This is a genomic window from Arthrobacter sp. sptzw32, assembly GCF_059089735.1.
This window is the reverse complement of record NZ_JBNHEZ010000003.1, coordinates 346411-368284: the sequence shown is the minus strand read 5'-3', so window position 1 is coordinate 368284 and position 21874 is coordinate 346411. Positions and strand designations below refer to the sequence as shown.

Here is a 21874-nt window from a genome sequence, read left to right as displayed (position 1 = left end):
ACGGCGGACCACTGCGAAAAGCGCCGGCACGAGCCCCATTGAACATCCAGTCGGCCGCGGCGTTGCGCCTGTCGGTCACGGGCCAAGACACGTGCCCGTGACACCATGGACATCGATGAAACTGCGCGCTGATCAGACCGGAAACCGTGGCCTTCCCATGCCCTTGTGGCTGCAGGGCGCCGTTGAAACGGCCCAGGCAGCCTTCATCTCGGCACTGGTGGTGCTGGCGCCAATCCTCGCTGTCTGGGCTACCGCCGGTTTCCAGGACGGAGCCTTCGATTTCCTGGCGCGCCTGGCCGGGCAGTCCTGGTTGCTGGTCCATGGCGTGCCCCTGGAACTGACTGCTGCTGGTTCGGAGTCCGCCGCCGCTTCCGGTGCCGGACTGCTCGCGCTCGTTCCGCTTGGTTTGACCCTGATCCCTTTCCTGCTTGCCTGGCGCGCCGGCCGCCGGCTGGCCCGTGCCTCCTATACGGACCAGCTGTGGCAGGCACTCCTCGGGTCCTGGGTGGTGTACTCGGCCTTCGGAGCGGCGACCGGCTTCATTTGCCGCACGCCTGACGTCGGGATCAATGCGTGGCACGCAATGTTCATCCCCCTTATTCCTTTCGCCCTGGGCATGGTGGTCGGCGCACGGCGCGAGGCCGGCTCCTGGAGCCGGCTGATCGGCGTCGACGCGGTGGACTGGATTTCCCGCACCAGCCAGCACTCCCGCTGGGCCGGGTCCTATCTCGCCTCGGCCGCGAAGGCCGGTTTTGTTGCGGTGCTTTCTGCCCTGGTACTGGCCGCGGTGCTGCTGGCCGTTGACCTTTTGATCCACTGGAACCTCGTGGTCGCGGTGTACGAAGCGCTCGACGCCGGCGCGGTGGGAGGTGCCGCACTCACCATCGCGCAGCTGGGCTTCCTGCCAAACCTCGTCGTTTTTGCCCTGGCCTGGACGTCGGGTTCCGGCTTTGCCATGGGCGCCGGTTCCCAGGTGGGCCCGCTGGGGACCGCCGTCGGTCCGCTGCCTTCGATTCCGGTGCTCGCCGCCATCCCGTCCGGTCCCCTGGAGTACGCGTTTGTTGCCTTGATCGTCCCGGTGCTGGCCGGTGTCCTGGCGGGCTGGTGGTTCCTCCGGGAAGGGGAGAACCACTTCGACGAATGGCTTGCCATCAAGGTCCGGGTGCGCTGGTTCACGGCCGCCGTTTCAACCCTGGTTCTCGGGATTCTTTGCGGACTGGCGGCCGGGTTGCTGACTGCCGCTCTGGCCTGGCTGGCGCGTGGCTCCGCGGGGATTGGACGCCTCACGGATATCGGACCCGACCCTTTATGGACGGGAGTCTGGGTGGCGGCGGAGGTGGGAGCCGGCGTCGTCATTGGCTACGCGGCCGGACCCTGGCTGGAACGTGAGCAACCGGCAGTGGAACAGGACGCTGAATTGGTCCGATAGGTCGTGCTGCCTTCAAGGGAGGCGGCTCTAGGGGAGCTGCGAGGGCAAGGATTCTTCCAGCTGCACGCGGCATGCCGACTGCGCCTGATCCGTCAGGGCCCGTCCGACACACGCCTGATACTCACTAATATCGTTGAAGAACAGCGATGTGACCAGAATCAGCAGCACCATGATGGCGGACACCACCAGGCCGGAAATCGTACCAATGAGGACCAGCCGGGACTCCTTCAACCGTGCTGCCCGGACCAGCAGAACCACGCCAAGGGCAATGCTCGCGGCCGTCAGGAGTGCTGTAAGCCAAAGGTAGTTGACGTCCAGCTGGTAGACGAAGAACGCTCCCAGCACCGTCACCACGAAGATCCGGAACAGAGTATGAGTCTTGGCAAGCGAGGCCTTCGCTGCCTCGCTGAGCGGCTGTTTTGTGCGCTGCCATCCAGCCGGTTCCGGTGTGCTGTTCATGTTTTCCAGCCTACGCGAGGCTGCCCATAAGCTAGTGCCATGCGTATCGTCGTCCTCGTTTCCGGAACCGGGTCCAACCTCCAGGCAGTTATCGACGCGGTTAAGGCAGGGGAACTGGACATCGAGATCGCCGCCGTCGGTGCCGACCGGCCAGGCACTTTCGGGGTGGAGCGGGCTGCGGCGGCCGGCATCCCGACGTTCGTGGTTGACTTCAAAGCCTACCCGGACCGGGCTGAGTGGAACGCTGCCCTGACCGAGGCCGTCGCGGGGTTCGAGCCCGATGTGGTGGTTTCCTCGGGGTTCATGCGGATTGTGAGCCCGGGGTTCATCGACGCGTTCGGCGGCAGATACCTCAACACCCATCCCGCCCTTCTCCCGTCCTTTCCCGGGGCCCACGGCGTGCGCGACGCCATGGCCTATGGCGTGAAGGTGACCGGCTGCACCGTGCATTGGGCGGACGCCGGGGTGGACACGGGCCCCATCATCGCCCAGGAGGCCGTGGCCATCGAAGAGTCAGACACCGAGGAAAGCCTGCACGAGCGCATCAAGGTGGTGGAACGCCGGCTGCTGGTGTCCACCCTGGCCTCCTTCGCTGCAACCCCCCGCTCCGGCCTCCCCAACTAGCTCGCATTTGTTGTCGTTTTGAGCCCGCAAAACGACAAGTATTGCGAGTCAGATGGCCGGGTGACGCTTTAGCCTGTGGACAACCGCCGAAGGGCACTGCAGGGGTGCCAGCATTGAGTGGTGAAGACCCCTCGTCCCCTGCCCGAGCAGCTGGCCCTGGCACCTTTCACACGTTCCAGGAGGCAGTCGACGCCGGCGTGAGCCTCAGGCCGTTACGGCACCGGGCGCTGTATTCACCCAGCCGTGGCATACGGGAGCCTCATGACACACCCGCTCCGGCTGAGCGGTTCACACCGGAAGCCATCCGTCCGTTTTCGCGGGTGACGGAGTTTTCAGCCGCGTCCCATGCCACAGCGTTCACGTTCTGGCAGTTTCCCGGGTTTCTGCCCGCAGCAACGGATCCGCTCATCCACATCTCGCGGCCCGACACGATGGCCATTCCACGTCGCAGGGGCGTAGTGGGCCATGTGGGACAGTTCTTCAACGACGAGATTGTGTCCGTCAACGGGCTGCTGGTGACCAGCAGGCTGCGAACCTGGCTGGACTGCTCGCGGCGAATGAGCATCACGGAGCTGACAGTGGTGGCGGACCACCTGCTCCGGATTCCGCGGCTCGACTTTGAGGGCGGGAAGGAGCCATACGCCACCCGGGAAGAACTGGCTGACATGCTGGACCGGCACAAGGGAACTCCGGGCATCAGGAAGGCCAGGGTGGCGCTGGACCAGGCGAAAGTGGGTTCAGACTCCGCCCCGGAAACGAGGCTCCGGCTTGCGTTGGAGGACAATAGCCTGCCCGAACCCCTGCTGAACACACCCACGGAACTGAGTGCCGGCGTCGTACGGCAACGCGACTTGAGTTATCCGGAACAGAAGGTAGCAGTGGAGTACGACGGCGAGGGACACTCGGAGGCGGCGCAGATTGACCGGGACATTGCCCGCGAAGAGGACTTCAGCCGTGCCGGCTGGCTGCTGGTGAGGATATCCAAGCGCCACATGCAACTCGAGGCGAAGGCCGCGGTCCGCAAGGTCCGCTGCGCACTCGTCGCCCGGGGCTGGCCGGAAAAGTAGCTCGCAGTTGCTGTCGTTTTCAGGGCTCAAAACGACAACAACTGCGAGTCAGTTGGGAGGGGAGGGGGGAGGAGGGGAGCGGGTTATTCGAGGCGGCGCTGCTTGGTTTCCGGGGAGAAGAACGCCATCCACAAAACGGCCAGCAGCACCAAGCCCCCCGCGAGGGCGAAGGATGTGGCCAGGCCCAGTTCCGGCCAGAAGTAGTTCGCGAAAATCAACGGCCCAAAACCCGCGCCGAGCCGCGAAAACGTGGAGGCCCAGCCAAAGCCCGTTCCCCGCAGCTCAGTGGGGTAGAGCTCTGAGACGTAGGCGTAGAGCACCGGGATGGCCACCTGCACCACGAACCCGAACACCAGCAGCCAGAACACTGCCGCCGTCGGGATGTCCACCACGATGGCCACGATCACCAGGGTCAGTGCGGACAGCGGCCCGGTGAGGGCGAGGATCCACTTGCGGCCCACCCGCTCCACCAGCAGGGCCGCCACGATCACGCCAAGGAGCCCGACGGCGGCCATGGACGCGGTGGTGACGAACGCCTTGTACTCGGCAAAGCCGGCACCAATCAAAATGCGCGGCATCCAGGTCAGGGACAGGTAGTACACCAGCAGGATGGAGAAGAACAGTGACCAGGCAGCAGCGGTGATTTTCCAGTTGTACTGCCACACGAGCCGCAGCTGGTGCCAGGCGCTGCCGGCGGAAAGCCGCGGCACCTCCTTGGCGTCGGGGAGGCTGTAGGCCCGGGCTTCCGCACCGGTAGCCGCCACCAGCTCATCAATGACCCTGGCCGCTTCCTCACGCCGGCCCTTACGGATCAGGAACAGCGGGGACTCCGGAACGCTCCGGCGGACCCAGAAGACGAGGAGCGCCGGCAGCACCATCACCAGCATGGTCAACCGCCAGTCGCCGTACAGGGCCACGAGCCCGGCGGACACAAAGCCGGCCAAAGCGGCACCTACGGGCCACCATCCGTCCATGGCCGTCAGCACTTTGCCGCGCTGTTTGCGGGGAGTGAACTCACCCACCAGGGCGTAGTCCACCGGAATGCAGCCGCCCAACCCGAACCCGGCCATGAACCGGAAAATGCAGAACCAGATGAAGTCGGGGGAGAAGGCGCCCAGCACCGTAAAGAGGGAAAAGATCAGCAGCGTGGCAGTAAACGCCTTTTTCCGCCCGATGGTGTCCGCGATGGTGCCCCAGACGAAAGCGCCAAGAGCCATTCCGATCAGGTTGGACGTCCCCACCCACGCCACCTCGCCCGGGGTGAGTGCCCAGTGCTTGGAAAGCAGCGGAATGAGGATGCCGTTCAAGGTCACGTCCCAGGCATCGAACATGAACCCGAGGCCCCCGATCAAAAAAATCCTGCCCTGGACTTTCCATCGCCAGGGCAGTTCCTGGACCACCTGTTCGCCGCTCGGCACAGTGGTGTAAGTATTCATCGCCGCCTCCTGAAAGAACTCTAGCCGGGCCCGGTGGCGTTCACACTTCGGCGTGCACGGAGCCTTCACGCGGGGCAAAGTGCACTTCGCGATAAACTGGCCCTATCCCCACCAACCGCGGCACTGTTCCGCGACATAAGACGGAGACATTTGTGAGCTTCACGCAGCATGAGCGCGTATCCATTGACCGTGTTCCCATCCGCCGGGCGCTGATCTCGGTTTACGACAAGACCGGTCTGGAGGAGCTCGCCCAGGGCCTGCATGCCGCGGGAGTGAAGCTGGTATCCACCGGGTCCACGGCCAAGAAGATTGCTGCCGCGGGCATCCCTGTGCAGGAGGTTGAGGAAGTCACCGGTTCACCGGAGATGCTGGACGGCCGCGTCAAGACCCTGCACCCGCGGGTTCACGGCGGCATCCTGGCCGACCGCCGCGTTGAGGCGCACATGGAAACGCTGGTCAACATGGAGATCGAGCCTTTCGATTTGGTGGTAGTGAACCTCTACCCGTTCGTGGAAACCGTCAAATCCGGCGCTGCCCAGGACGACGTGGTCGAACAGATCGATATCGGCGGCCCCGCCATGGTGCGGTCCGCGGCGAAGAACCATGCTGCCGTCGCCATCGTGGTGGACCCTTCCTTCTACGGCCAGGTGGTCACCGCGGCCGCGGAGGGCGGCTTTGACCTGAACACCCGACGGCGGCTGGCCGCCAAGGCGTTCGCCCACACGGCCTCCTACGACAACGCCGTGGCCACCTGGACCGCGAGCCAGTTCCTGGACGAAGACGGCGACGGAGTGATTGATTGGCCCGCCTACGCCGGCCTCTCCCTGGAACGCTCCGAGGTCCTTCGCTATGGCGAGAACCCGCACCAGCAGGCCGCGCTCTACGTGGACAAGGCCGCTCCGGCGGGCATCGCGCAGGCTGACCAGCTGCATGGCAAGGCCATGAGCTACAACAACTTCGTGGACGCCGACGCCGCCCTCCGTGCCGCCTACGATTTCGCCGAGCCGGCAGTGGCCATCATCAAGCACGCCAACCCCTGCGGCGTTGCCGTCGGTTCCGCGGATGCCGCTGATCCGATTGCCGATGCCCACACCAAAGCACACGCCTGTGACCCTGTGTCCGCGTTCGGCGGCGTCATCGCAGCCAACCGCACGGTGACCGCCGGCATGGCCAACACCGTCAAGGACATCTTCACCGAGGTTGTCATTGCGCCTGGTTTCGAACCCGAAGCCGTGGAGATCCTGTCCAAGAAAAAGAACATCCGCCTGCTTGCCCTGCCGGAAGGTTACGGCCGCTACCCGTCGGAGATCCGCCAGGTTTCCGGCGGCGTCCTGGTCCAGGTCACTGACAAGGTGGATGCCGACGGCGACAACCCCGCCAACTGGACCCTGGCCGCCGGTGAAGCCGCGGACGAGAAGACCCTCGCAGACCTTGCCTTCGCCTGGACCGCCTGCCGTGCCGCCAAGTCCAACGCCATCCTGCTGGCCCAGGACGGCGCAGCCGTGGGCATCGGCATGGGCCAGGTCAACCGCCTGGATTCCTGCCGCCTGGCCGTCGAGCGGGCGAACACGCTGGGCGTGACGGTGGAGTCCGACGTCGACGGAGCCGGCGGTGCCACCAACGTCGGGACGGCAGGCTCAGGCGCGAGCGGAGCACCCGAGCGAGCCCGCGGCGCCGTTGCAGCCTCGGACGCCTTCTTCCCGTTTGCGGACGGACTGCAGATCCTGGTCGACGCCGGGGTCCGCGCGGTGGTCCAGCCCGGCGGTTCGGTGCGCGACGAGGAAGTCATTGCTGCTGCGAACGCGGCCGGCGTCACCATGTACTTCACGGGAGCCCGACACTTCTTCCACTAGGCCGCACCGCCGCCATGACGGCGTGGGCCCCGGTGGGATAAACAACGACGGCGCCTGTCCCCGCCAAGGGGCCAGGCGCCGTCGTTGTTTGAGAAGGTACTACGGGACTGGAACAAGGGCCGGTGCAAGGGAGGCGCTGGTGAACGCCGTCTGGATTTCCGTCCCCCAGTACGGGCCGTACATAACGCCGGCGCCCTTGTAGCCGTAGCTGTTGACTGAGTTCTGGTACCCGGCTATAAACGGGTCGGTGCCTTGGACGAGCCACGGCCCGCCGGAGGAGCCGCCGGTCATGTCGCAGGGAATGCCGCGGCTTTCAAACTGGGTGTTGGTGGTATCCGGGCTGGTGGTTCCGGAACAGCTCCAAAGTGCCTGCCCGTCGAACGGTTTGGAGGACGGGTAGCCGAAAGCCTTGATGGTCAGGCCGTCCCTGGGCCCGACGAAGAGGGGCTCTGAACCGCCCACCACCGCCGTAAGGGGCTCAGGATTCTTGTCCTGGGTGACCACCACGAAGCCGGTGTCGTACTTCATGCTGCCCGTCTCGTTCCACTCTTTCGGCAGGTGGTACGACGTTCCAACCCATTCCCCGTACTGCGCCGGGCCGTTCTCATATGCCGGGACGAAGACGAACCTTGTGGGTTTCGAGTTGGGACCGTCACTGAGGCAGTGCGCGGCAGTGGCCACAACGCTTCCGTTAGCTGACGACAGGGCGTTGCCGGAGCAGACGTAGTCGCCACTGCCCAGGGAAACAAACACCTTGCCAACGTGCTTAACAGGGGCCTCACGCACAGCGATGGTCAGCTTGCCCTTGGCCGGCTTCGGCTTCTTATCCTGGCCTTTTTCGACAGTATCGGGGTTGGCGGGGTTGCTGCGTTCGAATGCCTTGGCTGCCAACACCTCACCCGGGATCGCGTTCCGCATCCGCTCTTCGGTCCAGTACTCGGCAGCGCCCGTGCTCTCAAGCGCCCCGCCCACTGAGGCGGTGGTGTCCTTTTTGTCGGAACCGGCAGGTGCTGCGCTTGCTCCGCCCGTTGCGCCGAGTGCCAAAACGGCGGCTGCCGAGAGGGTCAGGAAGCCTAAGGCCGCGGACCTTGTGCGAGTCATGGTTGTCCTGTCTGAACTGGGAAAACGTGGGAAGCGCCGAGAGTGACGATGTGAATGTATCCTCTCAGTCAATTTTTGTAAATGTACTTTGACCAGCTCACAACGCGGTCCGGCTGGCCGGTTTCGGCGGGAGGGAAAGCGCTGGGACATTTCGGCAGGGCGGGCACCTGGGTGCGGGACGCCGTCGTACGTTTTCCATCGCTGTAATCCTGCGCCCGGGCAGGGTAACCCAGAAGCTCCAGTAGGGTTCAAACCCTTGTCCTCGGGTAGGTTATACATGGTGAAACTGAACAAATTTCACAACCCAAGCCGACCCACAGGGAGACGCCCGCGCATGTCCAAGATCATCTACACCCACACCGACGAAGCGCCGATGCTGGCTACCTATTCGTTCCTGCCCATCATCGAGGCGTTCGCCTCGACAGCAGGTGTGGAGGTGGAGACCCGCGACATTTCGCTCGCCGGCCGCATCATCGCCGTCTTCGGTGACTACCTGACGCCCGAGCAGCAGATCGGTGACGCCCTTGCTGAACTCGGTGAGCTGGCGAAGACGCCGGAAGCCAACATCATCAAGCTGCCCAACATCAGCGCTTCCATCCCCCAATTGAAGGCAGCAATTGCCGAACTGCAGGGCCAGGGCTACGCCCTCCCGGACTACCCGGACAACCCGTCCTCGGATGAGGAAACTGCCGTCCGCTCCCGCTACGACAAGATCAAGGGCTCCGCCGTGAACCCGGTCCTGCGCGAGGGAAACTCGGACCGCCGCGCACCCCTGTCCGTCAAGAACTACGCGCGCCAGAACCCGCACTCCATGGGTGCCTGGACCGCCGATTCGAAGACCAACGTTGCCACCATGGGCAAGGATGACTTCCGCTCCAACGAGAAGTCCGTTGTCATCGAGTCCGAGGGCACCATCGCCATCCAGCTCGTCCGGAAAGACGGCCCGGTCAAGGTCCTGAAGAAGGCCTTCCCGGTGCAGGCCGGCGAGGTCATCGACGGTACCGTCATGCGCGCAGCCGCCCTGGACGAGTTCCTGAAGGCCCAGGTTGCCCGCGCCAAGGAAGAGGGCATCCTGTTCTCCGCCCACCTCAAGGCCACCATGATGAAGGTCTCGGACCCCATCATCTTCGGCCACGTGGTCAAGGCCTACTTCGCCGAGCTCTTTGATACCTACGGCAAGCAGCTCGCAGCCGCAGGAATCAGCCCGAACAACGGCCTGGCCGCCATCCTCAGCAGCCTTGAGGACCTGCCGGAAGACGTCCGTGAAGGCGTCCAGTCCCTCATCAAGAAGGGCCTCGAAGAGGGTCCCGCCCTTGCCATGGTGGACTCGGACAAGGGAATCACCACCCTCAACGTCCCCAGCGATGTCATCGTGGACGCCTCCATGCCCGCCATGATCCGCAGCTCCGGCCACATGTGGGGCCCGGACGGCAAGGAAGCGGACACCCTCGCGGTGCTGCCGGACAGCTCCTACGCCGGCATCTACCAGGTGGTCCTCGACGACTGCCGTGCAAACGGCGCCTACGATCCCACCACCATGGGAACCGTACCCAACGTGGGTCTGATGGCCCAGGCAGCCGAGGAATACGGCAGCCACGACAAGACCTTCGAAATCCAGGAAGCCGGCACCGTTCAAATCGTGGACGGCTCCGGCAACGTCCTGATTGAACACCAGGTTTCCGAGGGTGACATCTGGCGCGCCTGCCAGACCAAGGACCTGCCCATCCGAGACTGGGTCAAGCTGGCCGTCACCCGTGCCCGTGCCTCCCAGACGCCGGCCGTGTTCTGGCTGGACGAGGAACGCCCGCACGACGCCAACCTCATCACCAAGGTCAACGAGTACCTGAAGGAGCACGACACCGAGGGCCTGGACATCCGGATCATGTCCCCGGTGAAGGCCATCGCGTTCACCCTGGACCGCATCCGCAAGGGCGAGGACACCATCTCGGTCTCCGGCAACGTCCTGCGCGATTACCTCACCGACCTGTTCCCCATCCTGGAGCTGGGCACCAGCGCCAAAATGCTCTCCGTTGTTCCGCTGATGAACGGCGGCGGGCTCTTCGAGACCGGCGCCGGCGGATCCGCCCCGAAGCACGTCCAGCAGCTGCTCAAGGAAAACCACCTGCGCTGGGACAGCCTGGGTGAGTTCCTGGCCCTGGCCGTGAGCTTCGAACACCTGGCCACCACCACGGGCAACGCCCGGGCCCAGGTCCTGGCCGACACCCTGGACCGTGCCACCGGCACTTTCCTGTTGGAGAACAAGTCGCCCAGCCGCCGCGCAGGCGAACTGGACAACCGTGGCAGCCACTACTTCCTTGCCCGCTACTGGGCCGAGGAACTGGCCAAGCAGACGGACGACGCCGACCTGGCCGCCGCGTTCGGCCCCGTCGCCGAGGAGCTCTCCTCCAAGGAGGAAACCATCGTGGGCGAGCTGGCCGAGGTCCAGGGCTCCCCGGTGGACATCGGGGGCTACTACAACCCGGATGACGCGAAGGCTTCCGCCGTGATGCGCCCGTCCGCGACGCTGAACAAGGTTCTCGCCACCCTGAGCTAGGGCGGCTGCTTCAACGGACTGCCAATACAAAAGAGGCGGTGCCCCGGGGTTCGTTCCCGGTGCACCGCCTCTTTCATGTGTGGCAGCGGCTCAGTGTGCCCGGCGGTTGCCGGCACCACATGCGACGCCGTCGGGCGCAGAGGCCCAGCGATCAGTCTTTGTCTTTACCCTTGCCCTCGTTGTCCTTTTTGTCATTGTCATTTCCGGTTTCAGGCGCGGGGGCTGGAGCGGGCTCAGGCGCCGGGGCCTGGGTAAGCTCGGGCGCCGGTTCCGGCGCCGGGGCCTGGGTAAGCTCGGGCGCCTGAGCCGGCGCCGGCGCGGGCGTCCCGGGGGACGGCGATGAAGCCGGGGCGGCCGCCAGGTCCTCGGTAATCTTCGCGTCTTCCGCTGCCTTAGCCGCTGACGCAATGGCCTCGTCGAGGTCGGCGCGGACTGCCGCGGCGACGGTGGTGATGGTCTGGCGCCGTTCCTCCGAAATTTGGCCCTTGCCGTGGGCTGCGGCCAGCTCCGCTTCCAAGCCCTCCAGTGCCTTGACCGCGGTTACGGGATCATTCCTGGAGGACGCCTCGCTCACTTCCAGGACCCGTGCCTGGAGTTGCCGTGCAGCGGCAACCTGCAGGCCGGTGTCGCTGGGACTGCAGCCAGCCAGGAGCCCGGCCGCCGTGCACGCCGCGGCAACCCGGACATGCCTTGCCGTCAGCTTCAAGCTCACGGCTCCACGCTCTTCTGGAGTTCCTCCAGGTGCTCGCCAAGGACGCCGGTCACCGTGGGATAGGGCACGACGTCGGGCGCGGACTGGGCGGACAGGCTCGCGAGCGCTGCTGCTACGGCTGCAGCCACCACCACGAGGCCAAGGAGCACTGCCAGCCACAACCGTCCGCGCCGGGGCCCGGGTGTCCGCTCCTTCTTAGACTGTTTCCCGTTAACCCCGACGGCGCGGGAGACCGCTTGAGCCGGCTCTATGGGGCCGGCTGCCTCGCGGAGCTCATCCACGGACTCCTCAGCGGTGATGGAGGGCGGGTGGAACGGCATTGCCGGCAGGACCCTGGTGGTCTCGGGAATCAGCTCTCCCGGGGTGGACGCCGGCGAAACCAGTGCCTGCCTGAGGGACGTCTCGATGTCCGCGGCGGCCGGGCGCTCAAGTGGCTCGATGGCTGTCATGGAGCGGATCAGGTCAGCCCACTCGGCCGGCAGGTCCTCGGGGATCTCCGGCGCCCGGTGCAGCCGTGCCACGGCAGATTCAACGGCGCCGCCCGGGTATTCCACAGTCCCCTTGATGCATTCAAGCAGTACAAGCCCAAAGGAGTAGATGTCAGAGGCGGAGGACAGGGGCTGGCCCAGGGCTTGTTCCGGGCTGAGGTAGGCGGCAGTGCCCACCATTGTTCCCGTGGCCGTCAGCCGGGTGGAGTCAGCGATCCGGGCAATGCCGAAATCTGTGAGCTTGGGACGCAGCGGCTCCCCGGGCCGGATCTGGACCAGCAGGATATTGGCCGGCTTGATGTCCCGGTGGATGATCCCGAGGCCGTGGACATACGCCAGCGCATCGGCGATACCAGCGCCGATCACTGCGAGTTCCTCCAGTGGTACCTGGCTGTGCCGGATGCGGGCCCGCAGGTCCTGCCCGTCGACGAGTTCCATGGTGAGGAAGGGCCTGGGCTCATCCGGGATCCGGTCATCAATTCCGGCGTCGAAAAGCGTGACGAGCCCGGGATGGTTGAGCGTGGCCAGAAGCTGTATTTCCGCTTCCTGCCGCTTCAGTTCATCGGCGTCCGGAGCCTGCGGGGCAAAGAGCTTCAGGGCGACGTCGCGTCCCAGGTTTTCATCCCGGGCACAGTAAACCGATGACATCCCGCCGCGGCCAATAACCTCGCCCAACCGATAACGTCCGCCAACCACTTCATTCTTGATGGAGCTAGGCGATTCCGCCACCATGACCCGTTCCTCCCGGTGCGCTGCGGCACTGTCGTAGATCAAATTATACGGGCGGTGGAGTAAACGGACGCTTAGCTGTCGGCTTATGTTCTGCGACACGCCGGGGGTCCGCCTTGATGCCGGAAAGGTTGGCAGGGGCAGGGCATTCGGCCTGTCCGGAGCCACTTCATCGGCGGCGGTGCCGTTTTATGCTGACGACGCTTTGGTCACGAGCCGTTCGTCGTTGGGGTAGCTGACCCCCAGTTGTGCCCGGACTCCATCGAACAGACGCATGGTGTTCAAGGTGTCCTCCAGCGGCATCACCGGGCTTTCGGTGAGGCCCTGCTGGATGCACCGCGTTACCTCGCGCAGTTCGTAGGTGTATCCGCGGCCCACCGGATCGAAGGTTTCAACGCGGCGTTCGTCCCAGCCGGTTCCAATGATCAGCTCCCGCGGATTGTTGATGGATCCGATGCTCTGCAGGAAGCCTTTGCTGCCCGCGACGGTGGCTGTGCGCGGGCCGTGGGCGAGCAGCGACGATGTGAGCTGCACCTGTGCGCCGTGGTTGTAGCCGAGGGTCAAGGCATTCTGGGCGTCTACGCCGTCGTCATTTACATGTCCTGTGGCGCTGACTGTCTGCGGAAAACCGAGCGTTCCCAGGGCCCAGAGCAGGGGGTAAACGGAGATGTCGAGCAGTGCGCCGCCGCCATCCTGCCTGGCCCAGAGCCTGGCGGTGGGGGAGTAGGGGGCGGGGAAGCCAAGGTCCGCGGTAACCCAGTGGATGTCCCCGATTTCTCCGGAGGCTGCGATGTCGAAGGCCCGCTGCATGGCCGGCAGAAACCGGCTCCACACGGCCTCCATGAGGAAGAGGTCCCGGCTTCGGGCCACTTCGATCAGCTCGGCGGCCTCCCGGGCATTGATGGTGAAGGCCTTTTCGCAGAGGACGTGTTTGCCGGCGTTGAGCGCAGCCAGCACGATCTCATGGTGCTGGGCGTGCGGCGTCGCCACGTACACCACGTCCACCGCATCATCGGCGAGCAAGCGTTCGTAACCGCGGGCCCCGGCGTCGTCCCCGTATGCCCGGCCGAACCCGTAGGCGGCGGCGAAGGCGTCGCCCGTGTCCTGCGCGCGCGAGCTGACGGCATAGAGCTCGGCATCGGTCAACAAGGCAAGATCCTGTGATACCGACCTTGCTATCCCGCCCGTGGCGATAACGCCCCAGCGGAGGGGAGTCCCGGTGGCGGTACGGGGATCCTGGTCGGACTGCGTGGACAACCATGGCTTGGCGATAGGCGCACTCATGGTGCCATCCTCTCACCGCGGTGCTGGAAACCGGGAGCGTTGTTGGGCAGGCAACGAAAAGCCCGGCCCCGCAACGCGGGACCGGGCCTTTCAGTGGTCAAACTGCTTACTTGGTGATCGGTTCGAGGACCGGGTCGCCTGCGTAGGCGGTCTTCACGTTTTCAGCGGTGACGATGACCGGCTCCAGCAGGTATGCGGGAACGGTCTTGACGCCGTTGTTGTAGGAGTCCTTGTCGTTGATCTCCAGTTCCTTGCCGGCCTGGAGGTCCTTCACCATGGTGATGGCGTGCTCAACGAGCTTCCGGGTGTCCTTGTTGATGGTGGAGTACTGTTCGCCGGCCATGATGGACTTGACCGACTCAACTTCGGAGTCCTGCCCGGTGATGACCGGTGTCGGCTTGCCGGCGGCCTTGACCGAGGTCAGGACTGCGCGGGCCAGGGTGTCGTTGGGGGAGAGGACGCCGTCCAGTGACTCGTTGGTGTAGCTGCCGGTGAGCAGCGTATCAGCGCGTCGCTGGGCGTTCTCAGCCTTCCAGCCCTGGGTCACAGCCTGTTCGAAGCTGGTCTGCCCGGACACTACCTTGAGGGTGCCGTCGTCGATCTTCGGCTGCAGGACACTCATGGCGCCGTCGAAGAAGACCTTGGCGTTGGCATCGTCGGGGGAGCCGGCGAACAGTTCGATGTTGTACGGTCCCTCCGGCTTCTTGGCCTTGAGGCCGTCCAGCAGTGCCTGGCCCTGGAGCTCGCCCACCTTGAAGTTGTCGTAGGCCACGTAGTAGTCCACGTTCTCGGTGTTCAGCAGCAGGCGGTCATAGGCGATGACCGTGGCGCCGGCATCCTTGGCCTGCTTCAGCTGGGTGCCCAGCTGCGAGCCGTCGATGGCGCCGACGATGATGACCTTGGCGCCCTTGGTGACCATGGCGCTGATCTGGTTCTGCTGCTCGGACACGCCGCCGTTGGCGAACTGCACGTCAGCCTTGAACCCCGCCCCGTTGAGGCCGTCATTGAACAGCTTCTCCGCCAGGACCCAGTTTTCACTGGTCTTCTGGGGGAGTGCGACGCCGATGGAGGAGCTCTGTTCGAACCCTCCTGCGCCTTCGGTTCCGCCGCCTGTGCTGGGCTCGGAGCGTCCGCAGCCCGTCAGCGCCAGTGCTGCGATGGCAGCAACCGCTGCGGCCTTTCCTGCTTTACCAATCATTCGCATTGTTGGTTCTCTTTCTGTGTTGGTGTAACGCTGTTCAGGCCAACGCTCAGGCTTCCCTGGCGATCGCTTCCTTGGTGGAGGTGGTCTCGTCCGGCTGGAGTGGGTTGCTGGGGCCGCCGCCGGAGGGGCGGTTGAAGTTCCTCGTCAGCATGCCGATGATCGACTTCTTGCCCTGGCTCTTGTTGTAGACATCGAACGCGACGGCAATCAGGAGCACCAGGCCCTTGATGATCTGGGTAAGGTCCGCCCCGACGCCGAGGAGTTGCAGGCCGTTGTTCAGCACGGCCATGACCAGGCCACCGATGATGGACCCGACCACGGTGCCCACGCCGCCGGTAACTGCGGCGCCGCCGATGAACACGGCCGCGATGGCGTCCAGTTCCCAGCCCACGCCGTCGAACGGGCCCGAGGCGGTGGAACGGCCCACGAAGATCATGCCCGCCAAACCGGCCAGGATGGACATGTTCATCATGACCAGGAAGTTGACCTTCTTGGACTGGACACCGGAGAGTTCAGCAGCGTGGCGGTTGCCGCCCACTGCGTAGACGTGCCGGCCGAGGATGGTGCGGGAGGAGATGAAACCGTACAGCAGGACCAGGACCGCGAGGATCAGGCCGGGAATGGGGAAGGAAGTGCCCGGGCGGCCGGTGGCGAACAGGTAGGTGGCGTAAAGGATGGCGCCGCTGATCAGGACCAGCTTCAGGGCGGTGACCCACATTTCCGGAACTTCAGCACCCAGTGCCTTTGCGCGGGCCCGGGAGCGCAGTTCGCCCCATACAACGAATGCCGCGGCCGCGATGCCCAGCAGCAGGGTCAGGTTGTTGAATCCGGTGTCCGGGCCCACCTCGGGAAGGTAGCCTGCGCCGAGGTACTGGAAGTCGCTGGGGACCGGAATGGTGTTGGACTTGCCCACGAACTGGTTGAAGCCGCGGAACAGGAGCATGCCGGCAAGGGTGACGATAAACGCCGGTATGCCCACGTAGGCCGTCCACCAGCCCTGCCAGGCGCCGATCACCGCACCGAGCACCAGGCCCAGGAGGACGCCGGCGTACCAGGGGATTCCCCAGTCACGGATGGCCAGGGCCACGGTGACTCCCACAAAGGCGGCCACGGAACCGACTGAAAGGTCGATGTGCCCGGCGATGATCACCAGCACCATACCGATCGCCAGGATCAGGATGTAGGAGTTGCCGTTGAAGAGGTTGATGACGTTGCCGGGAGTGAGGGTCCGGCCGTCGGTGGCAATTTGGAAGAAGATGATCAGTGCCACGAGGGCGAAGATCATGCCGAATTGGCGGGTGTTTCCGCCAAAGAGCTTCTTGAGGGCGTTCATTGTGTCAGTCCTTGTGTCCGGAATGTTCTGGGCTGGTCCAGGGGTCAGGCGGCTTTGCGGGCGGAGGTCATCAGTTTCATCAGGCTTTCCTGACTGGCCTCGTCTTTGTCCAGGACACCGGTGATGGCGCCTTCGAAAATTGTGTAGATACGGTCCGAAAGGCCCAGGAGCTCGGGCAGCTCCGAGGAAATGACGATGACTCCCTTCCCCTGGTTGGCCAGTTGCTGGATGATGCCGTAGATCTCGTATTTGGCGCCGACGTCAATGCCGCGGGTCGGTTCGTCCAGGATCAGCAGGTCGGGGTCGGTGAACATCCACTTGGCGAGGACCACTTTCTGCTGGTTGCCGCCGGAGAGTTTGGCTACGCCTTCCTCCACCGATGGGGTCTTGGTCCGCAGTGACTTGCGGTACTGCTCTGCCACGGTGAACTCCTGGTTCGGGTCCACCACGGAGTTGTGGCTGATTTTCCGCAGGTTGGCGGCCACCGTGGTGGTTTTGATGTCGTCCAGCAGGTTCAGGCCCAGGGATTTGCGGTCCTCGGTGACGTATCCCAGTCCGGCGTCAATGGCCTGCCGGACTGATTTCAGGGTGATCTCACGGCCGTCCTTGTAGATCTGGCCGTTGATGAACCGGCCGTAGGAACGGCCGAACACTGACCTGGCAAGTTCGGTACGGCCCGCGCCCATCAGTCCGGCGAAGCCAACGATCTCACCGCGGCGGACGAAGAAGCTTGAGTTCTTGCAGACCAGCCTGTCCTGGACGTTCGGGTGGCCCACGGTCCAGTTCTTGACCTCGAAGAACACCTCACCGATTTTCGGGGTGTGCTCCGGGAAGCGGGATTCCAGGGTCCGGCCCACCATGCCCTTGATGATCCGATCCTCGTCCACGCCGTCCGCTTTCACGTCCAGCGTTTCGATCGACTTGCCGTCGCGGATGATGGTGATGGAGTCGGCGATCTGCTCAATCTCGTTGAGCTTGTGGGAGATGATGATGCTGGTAATGCCCTTTGCCTTCAGGCCGAGCATCAGGTCCAGCAGGTGCTGGGAGTCGGACTCATTCAGGGCCGCCGTGGGTTCATCAAGGATGAGGATCTTGACGGACTTGTTCAGGGCCTTGGCGATTTCTACCAGTTGCTGCTTGCCGACGCCGATTTCCTTGATGGGGGTGTCCGGGTCCTCCTGTAGGCCGACGCGGGCCAGCAGGTCCAGGGAGCGCAGCCGGGCTTCGCCCCAGTCGATGACGCCGCGCTTGGTGGGCTCGTTGCCCAGGAAGATGTTCTCCGTGATGGAGAGTTCCGGAATCAGCGCAAGTTCCTGGTGGATGATCACGATGCCGGCGTGCTCGCTGGCCCGGATGTCGCGGAACTGCTGCACCTGGCCCTGGTAGACGATGTCGCCGTCGTAGCTGCCGTAGGGGTATACGCCCGAGAGAACCTTCATCAGGGTGGACTTGCCTGCACCGTTCTCGCCGCAGATGGCGTGGATCTCGCCGGCCTTCACCCGCAGGTTCACATCGGCCAACGCTTTAACGCCGGGGAATTCCTTGGTGATGGACCGCATCTCGAGGATGATCGGGTCCGAATGCGTGGTCTGGGACGTCATATGCCCTAACCCTCCAATGCGATGACTTCTTTGTCCGGCCGGGCAAAGCGCAGGGCCGTCTGATGCAAAAGTAAACTGGATCACGCGGGTTGTCGTCAAGTCTTTAACGCATATCCCGAATAACGAAACGGTCTAGTTCTTCCGGATTCCCGCGTGCTGGAACACCAGCGCTGCCGCTCCGAGCGCCTCCGCACGGTCGCCCAGGGAGGACATGGCCAGCGCTGTTGTCTCGCCGATGACGGGAACCGCATGCCTTACCAGGCCCCTCCGGATGGGATCCAGGAAGAGCTCACCCAGGCCTGCCAGCGGACCGCCAACCACGATTACTTCGGGGTTGATCAGGTTCGCGACGTTGCCGAGCGCACGGCCGACGGCGAGCCCTGCGTCATCAAGGACGCGGAGGGTTGCCGAGTCCCGGGCCAGGGCCTTGCGCACGATATCTGCAGGCGTCAGTGGCCGGTCCCCGCCGCGGCTCAGCAGTTCGATCATGGTGGTGGTGGAGGCTATTGTCTCGAGGCAGCCGCGGTTGCCGCAGCGGCACACCAGGCCCTGTTCGTGGATGGTGGCATGGCCGATCTCGCCAGTGATCCCGACGTTGCCGTAGTAGGGCGCGCCGTTCAGGATGAGGCCTGCCCCAATGCCTGAGCCAATCTTCAAAAACAGCAGGTTGCTGACCCCCGTGTGCTGGCCCCATGTCACCTCCGACCACGCGCCCAGATTGGCGTCATTGTCAACGAAGACGGGGATGTTCAGCCGTTCTTCCAGGTGCTGGAGGATGTTGATGCCCACCCACTCAGGAAGGATGGCGCCCTGGGCCACTGTGCCTGAGCGCCGGTCGATTGGTCCGGGAATTCCGACGCCGGCACCCACCACGGCGTTCCGGGCCACCCCGCTTTCGTCCAGGAGTTTGTCGAGCAGGACCACTGCCGCCTGGATGCCTTCCTCGGCCTGGTGGCCAAGCGGCAGCGTGACGGATTCCTCGGCAATGACGTGATAGCTCAGGGAAGCCAGCACCACCCGGAGATGCCTGCGCCCGAAGTCGATTCCCACTGCCACTGCACCATTGCTGTTGAGCCTGACGTTGAGTGCCCTGCGGCCGGAACTGGTGATGGGCTCAGTTGAAGCCATGCCTGAATCGAGCATGATCCTGACGATGTTTGACACCGTTGCGGTGGAGAGCCCGGTCTGCCGGGCCAGTTCGGCCTGGGTGGAAGGCCCGCCCATCAGCGACTCGATGATCCGCTGCTGGTTCAATTGCCGCAGGGCAGATTGTGAGCCGGGATTTTTGGGCTTGCTCCTCGTTGAGCGCGAAGTTGCGGGCATGCTTGAAAGATTGCCTCATGGCACTCTTGTAGTCAAGAAGTTAACGCATGGATGCGCTTGAGTGGCCTCCGGGGCGGCTGGGCGAATTGCCCTCCATCGAGTGCGAAGAGGTGCAAAAGACCCGCAAATCCGGTTGAGGTCGAAGCTAGTCTGGAGTCGAAGGCCTCCCGTGGAGGCTGATCCGACGATGGAAAGGCGGCGCCGTGTTGCTGGCACTCCTGCAGGCCAATGCTGTGGTGATGGATGTTGACGCCAACTGCGCCACCATCGAGGCAGCCGCAGAGGCCGCTGCTGCTGCCGGCGCGGCAGTGCTGGTGACCCCCGAGCTCTTCCCGGTTGGCTACGCGCCCCGCCGGGTCCGCGGTGAATTGGACCCCGCCCGCCTGCCGGCCCTGCACCGGCAATTCGAAGCCATCGCCCGCCGCCACCGCATCGGACTGGTCTACAGCCTTCCCGAAGTCTCTGGGCAGGGGGAGTGGCACATAGGTGCAACCCTCCTGGACGCCGACGGCGGCACCCTGCTCAGTTACGCAAAGGTGCACCTTTTTGGCCCTGACGAGCGTGCAGCCTTCACCCCGGCCGCCCAGCCTCCCGCCGTCGTGGACTTCAACGGGATCCCCACCTCGATGGTCATCTGCTACGACGTGGAATTCCCCGAAGCGGTCCGGGCGGCGGCCGTAGCCGGCGCCGAGCTGCTCCTCGTGCCCACTGCGCTGGGGCACGGGTTCGATGACGTCCCGCAAGTGTTGCTGCGGGCCCGCTCGCTGGAAAGCCAAATGACCATTGCCTACGCCAACCATTCAGGGGTGGAGGAAGGCTTCCGGTTCCTTGGCGGCAGCGTCATCACCGGGCCGGACGGCAGGTTGCTGGCTGCGGCCGGCGGGGAGCCGCAGCTCCTTATCGCGGCGTTGAAGGAAGGCGCTGCCGCAAAGGCACGCACCGAGGTGCCCTACCTTGAAGAACGCCGCCCTGATGTCTACCGTTCCTGGGGTGCCTGAGAACCGGGATCCGGATCGTCCTCATACTGCAGCGCAATCCACAGCTCGGCCCGGGACTGCGCAAGCCCGAGGTCCAGGTCCAGCAATTCCCCAATGGCGGTAATTTGGCGCCGCACGCTGTTGCGGTGCAGTCCCAGGTCCTTGGCCGTGGCATCCCAGCTTCCGTTGGCAGCAAGCCAGGACCGCAGAACCCGAAGCTGGGCCGTCCGGCGTTCAGGCTCCAACTCAAGGATCGGTGCCAGGAGCCGGGCAGCCAGCATGCTGCCGGCCTCCCTGCCCAGCAGTCCGGCAACGGACCAGGTGACCTCCTCCACTCGCACGCTTTTGCCCGTTGCCAGCACCCGGGGCCGGAGCGACGCGGCGCGGCGGTAGGCCTCCGGCAGGCCGGACAGCTCAGCGGGCTCACCCACCACCAGGCGCCAGCCGAGCTGCTCCACCTCGGCCACCAGCTGGTCATCCACCTTCAGCCGCGTAACTGCCGCGAAGCCGTAATCGGTCAGCTCAACCATTTTGCTGTCGAAGATCCGGCGCCACTGCAGCAGCTCCCGGACGGGCCCGTCCTCCGCCGTCGGAAGGCTGTCCACCCGCACGCCCTGGACCACCCGGACCGGGCTGGACCGTGTTCCCGAGACGCTTTGCGCCAGCAGATCCTTCAAGACGTTCTGCTGCCGGCTGCTGCCCCCGCCCGGGCTCTCCGGGTGCAGCAGCAGGGCAGTGGCCAGCTGGCTGGGTGCCAGGGACCCGCTGGTCCGTTGGCGGACCAGCAGTTCCAGGAGCCCCACGACGGACGAGACCACGCTGTTTTGTGCGGGGGTCAGTGCTTTGTCCGCGCCCAGGATCAGGCTGCCCAAGGTCGCATCCTTGCTGCTGCGGAGGGGATGGCCGAAAATCAGTGCGGAGCCGGGGGAGTCGAGCGTTTCCGTTTCCACCCGTGGTCCGCTTCCGGTGAGGAGTTTTTTGAGCAGGGGCTGGAGCAGGGAGAGGTCGACGCCGGCACCTGCTTTGGCGCGCACGCGGCCGTCGGCGCCAAAAAGGACCGCCCAGACGGGAACGCGCTGGGTCAGTGCCGCCAGGAGCTCATGCTCCGGCCGGGCCGAAAGTACGGCCCGCATGAGGTGGCGGTTGGTCTCCGCCAGCTGCCGGAACACCTGGGCGTTGCCGGACTCCAGGAGCTTGGAAAATTCCAGGCCCAGGGCGGCAAAGGGCACGCTGGCAGGCACCTCCACCAGGGTGAGTCCCTGCTCCCGGCAGGCAGCCGCCACGTGGTCCGGCACCGCGTCGTAGTAGGGCTCCAGTCCGAAGCCCAGGGCTGTGACGCCGGCATTCACCAGGCGGCGGACATACTCCTCCGCCCGGGCCGTGCTTTGGCTCCAGCCGCCGTCGGCGTTGACGCCTTCGCGGAACGGCAGGCCGGCGGTGAGGACAAACTCGCCGTCCAGGAGGTACGGGGTGGGGTCCTCCAACTCGCTTGGTTCCACCCACCGCAGGGGCACCTGGCCGTTGCCGGCGTCATGCACCACCCGCACCGCTGCCGGCAGGGCTGCGAGGAACTGTCCCAGCGTGACGGCGTCCAACTGGTCCGGGCTACCATGGATGGCTGGTGCATTACGTCTCATGGGTGAAAACTATAGGGCACTTTGCACCTCTTTGAGATGAGGCTCACACCCCTAGTCTGGGTG

17 protein-coding genes are annotated in these 21874 nt (G+C 64.8%); 6 read left to right on the top strand and 11 right to left on the bottom strand.

The features are described from left to right. The first annotated feature begins 115 nt into the window (after positions 1-115). Positions 116-1429, top strand: a complete 1314-nt coding sequence (locus tag AC5RVN_RS08215) for a cell division protein PerM (protein WP_494137709.1) — start codon at positions 116-118, stop codon at positions 1427-1429. Between the two features lie 27 nt (positions 1430-1456). Here the strand turns inward: AC5RVN_RS08215 and AC5RVN_RS08210 are convergent, their stop codons facing one another. Continuing rightward, positions 1457-1888 carry a hypothetical protein gene (locus tag AC5RVN_RS08210; RefSeq protein WP_494137588.1) on the bottom strand — a complete coding sequence of 144 codons (432 nt, stop codon included), beginning with the start codon at positions 1886-1888 and terminating at the stop codon, positions 1457-1459. 39 nt (positions 1889-1927) lie between these two features. Between AC5RVN_RS08210 and purN the strand changes: the two genes are divergently transcribed. Both purN and AC5RVN_RS08200 read left to right on the top strand, forming a co-directional pair. Further along, positions 1928-2512, top strand: coding sequence for a phosphoribosylglycinamide formyltransferase (gene purN / locus AC5RVN_RS08205; protein ID WP_494104572.1), 585 nt, complete (start codon positions 1928-1930; stop codon positions 2510-2512). A 320-nt stretch (positions 2513-2832) separates the two neighbouring features. Continuing rightward, on the top strand, positions 2833-3579 hold the full coding sequence (locus tag AC5RVN_RS08200) for a putative endonuclease domain-containing protein (RefSeq protein ID WP_494137587.1): 747 nt from the start codon (positions 2833-2835) through the stop codon (positions 3577-3579). An 83-nt stretch (positions 3580-3662) separates the two neighbouring features. On the opposite strand, the gene AC5RVN_RS08195 is transcribed toward AC5RVN_RS08200, so the two are convergent. Beyond that, positions 3663-5015: an MFS transporter gene (locus tag AC5RVN_RS08195; protein ID WP_494137586.1), complete on the bottom strand. Its 1353-nt coding sequence runs from the start codon at positions 5013-5015 to the stop codon at positions 3663-3665. 152 nt (positions 5016-5167) lie between these two features. Here AC5RVN_RS08195 and purH point away from each other — a divergent pair, with 152 nt between their 5' ends. Then, entirely contained in the window at positions 5168-6868 is a 1701-nt protein-coding gene (gene purH, locus AC5RVN_RS08190; RefSeq protein WP_494137585.1) for a bifunctional phosphoribosylaminoimidazolecarboxamide formyltransferase/IMP cyclohydrolase, read from the top strand. A gap of 99 nt (positions 6869-6967) precedes the next feature. Here the strand turns inward: purH and AC5RVN_RS08185 are convergent, their stop codons facing one another. Then, positions 6968-7969 carry a trypsin-like serine peptidase gene (locus AC5RVN_RS08185; protein WP_494137584.1) on the bottom strand — a complete coding sequence of 334 codons (1002 nt, stop codon included), beginning with the start codon at positions 7967-7969 and terminating at the stop codon, positions 6968-6970. A 334-nt stretch (positions 7970-8303) separates the two neighbouring features. Here AC5RVN_RS08185 and AC5RVN_RS08180 point away from each other — a divergent pair, with 334 nt between their 5' ends. Continuing rightward, positions 8304-10523, top strand: a complete 2220-nt coding sequence (locus AC5RVN_RS08180; RefSeq protein WP_494137583.1) for an NADP-dependent isocitrate dehydrogenase — start codon at positions 8304-8306, stop codon at positions 10521-10523. A gap of 151 nt (positions 10524-10674) precedes the next feature. Here AC5RVN_RS08180 and AC5RVN_RS08175 read toward each other — a convergent pair whose 3' ends face one another. The 7 genes from AC5RVN_RS08175 to AC5RVN_RS08145 form a co-directional block, all read right to left on the bottom strand. Then, positions 10675-11235, bottom strand: a complete 561-nt coding sequence (locus AC5RVN_RS08175; RefSeq protein WP_494137582.1) for an FIMAH domain-containing protein — start codon at positions 11233-11235, stop codon at positions 10675-10677. Continuing rightward, positions 11232-12455: a serine/threonine-protein kinase gene (locus tag AC5RVN_RS08170; protein ID WP_494137581.1), complete on the bottom strand. Its 1224-nt coding sequence runs from the start codon at positions 12453-12455 to the stop codon at positions 11232-11234. The genes AC5RVN_RS08175 and AC5RVN_RS08170 overlap by 4 nt, the downstream gene beginning before the upstream one ends. 186 nt (positions 12456-12641) lie before the next feature. Further along, positions 12642-13736 carry a Gfo/Idh/MocA family protein gene (locus AC5RVN_RS08165; protein WP_494137580.1) on the bottom strand — a complete coding sequence of 365 codons (1095 nt, stop codon included), beginning with the start codon at positions 13734-13736 and terminating at the stop codon, positions 12642-12644. Between the two features lie 106 nt (positions 13737-13842). Continuing rightward, entirely contained in the window at positions 13843-14940 is a 1098-nt protein-coding gene (locus AC5RVN_RS08160; RefSeq protein WP_494041103.1) for a substrate-binding domain-containing protein, read from the bottom strand. A 46-nt stretch (positions 14941-14986) separates the two neighbouring features. Further along, positions 14987-16273 (bottom strand): multiple monosaccharide ABC transporter permease, encoded by a 1287-nt coding sequence (gene mmsB / locus AC5RVN_RS08155; protein ID WP_494041102.1) that lies wholly within the window; start codon positions 16271-16273, stop codon positions 14987-14989. 44 nt (positions 16274-16317) lie between these two features. Further along, on the bottom strand, positions 16318-17874 hold the full coding sequence (mmsA, locus tag AC5RVN_RS08150) for a multiple monosaccharide ABC transporter ATP-binding protein (protein ID WP_494104579.1): 1557 nt from the start codon (positions 17872-17874) through the stop codon (positions 16318-16320). A gap of 132 nt (positions 17875-18006) precedes the next feature. Continuing rightward, entirely contained in the window at positions 18007-19197 is a 1191-nt protein-coding gene (locus AC5RVN_RS08145) for an ROK family transcriptional regulator (protein ID WP_494104580.1), read from the bottom strand. A gap of 203 nt (positions 19198-19400) precedes the next feature. On the opposite strand from AC5RVN_RS08145, the gene AC5RVN_RS08140 reads away from it, so the two are divergent. Beyond that, a complete protein-coding gene (locus AC5RVN_RS08140) occupies positions 19401-20195 on the top strand; it encodes a nitrilase-related carbon-nitrogen hydrolase (RefSeq protein ID WP_494137579.1) in 795 nt (264 codons plus the stop codon). Here the strand turns inward: AC5RVN_RS08140 and AC5RVN_RS08135 are convergent. Next, positions 20174-21811: a PucR family transcriptional regulator gene (locus AC5RVN_RS08135; RefSeq protein ID WP_494137578.1), complete on the bottom strand. Its 1638-nt coding sequence runs from the start codon at positions 21809-21811 to the stop codon at positions 20174-20176. The two genes, AC5RVN_RS08140 and AC5RVN_RS08135, sit on opposite strands and share 22 nt — an antisense overlap. Positions 21812-21874: the final 63 nt, after the last annotated feature.

Bases quoted from the DNA above. Each gene is read 5' to 3' on its own strand.
- purN (WP_494104572.1), top strand. From the start codon at position 1,928: ATGCGTATCGTCGTCCTCGTTTCCGGAACCGGGTCCAACCTCCAGGCA.
- AC5RVN_RS08215 (WP_494137709.1), top strand. From the start codon at position 116: ATGAAACTGCGCGCTGATCAGACCGGAAACCGTGGCCTTCCCATGCCC.
- mmsB (WP_494041102.1), bottom strand. From the start codon at position 16,273: ATGAACGCCCTCAAGAAGCTCTTTGGCGGAAACACCCGCCAATTCGGC.
- AC5RVN_RS08145 (WP_494104580.1), bottom strand. From the start codon at position 19,197: ATGCCCGCAACTTCGCGCTCAACGAGGAGCAAGCCCAAAAATCCCGGC.
- mmsA (WP_494104579.1), bottom strand. From the start codon at position 17,874: ATGACGTCCCAGACCACGCATTCGGACCCGATCATCCTCGAGATGCGG.
- AC5RVN_RS08180 (WP_494137583.1), top strand. From the start codon at position 8,304: ATGTCCAAGATCATCTACACCCACACCGACGAAGCGCCGATGCTGGCT.
- AC5RVN_RS08195 (WP_494137586.1), bottom strand. From the start codon at position 5,015: ATGAATACTTACACCACTGTGCCGAGCGGCGAACAGGTGGTCCAGGAA.
- AC5RVN_RS08185 (WP_494137584.1), bottom strand. From the start codon at position 7,969: ATGACTCGCACAAGGTCCGCGGCCTTAGGCTTCCTGACCCTCTCGGCA.
- AC5RVN_RS08160 (WP_494041103.1), bottom strand. From the start codon at position 14,940: ATGCGAATGATTGGTAAAGCAGGAAAGGCCGCAGCGGTTGCTGCCATC.
- AC5RVN_RS08135 (WP_494137578.1), bottom strand. From the start codon at position 21,811: ATGAGACGTAATGCACCAGCCATCCATGGTAGCCCGGACCAGTTGGAC.
- AC5RVN_RS08170 (WP_494137581.1), bottom strand. From the start codon at position 12,455: ATGGTGGCGGAATCGCCTAGCTCCATCAAGAATGAAGTGGTTGGCGGA.
- AC5RVN_RS08165 (WP_494137580.1), bottom strand. From the start codon at position 13,736: ATGAGTGCGCCTATCGCCAAGCCATGGTTGTCCACGCAGTCCGACCAG.
- AC5RVN_RS08210 (WP_494137588.1), bottom strand. From the start codon at position 1,888: ATGAACAGCACACCGGAACCGGCTGGATGGCAGCGCACAAAACAGCCG.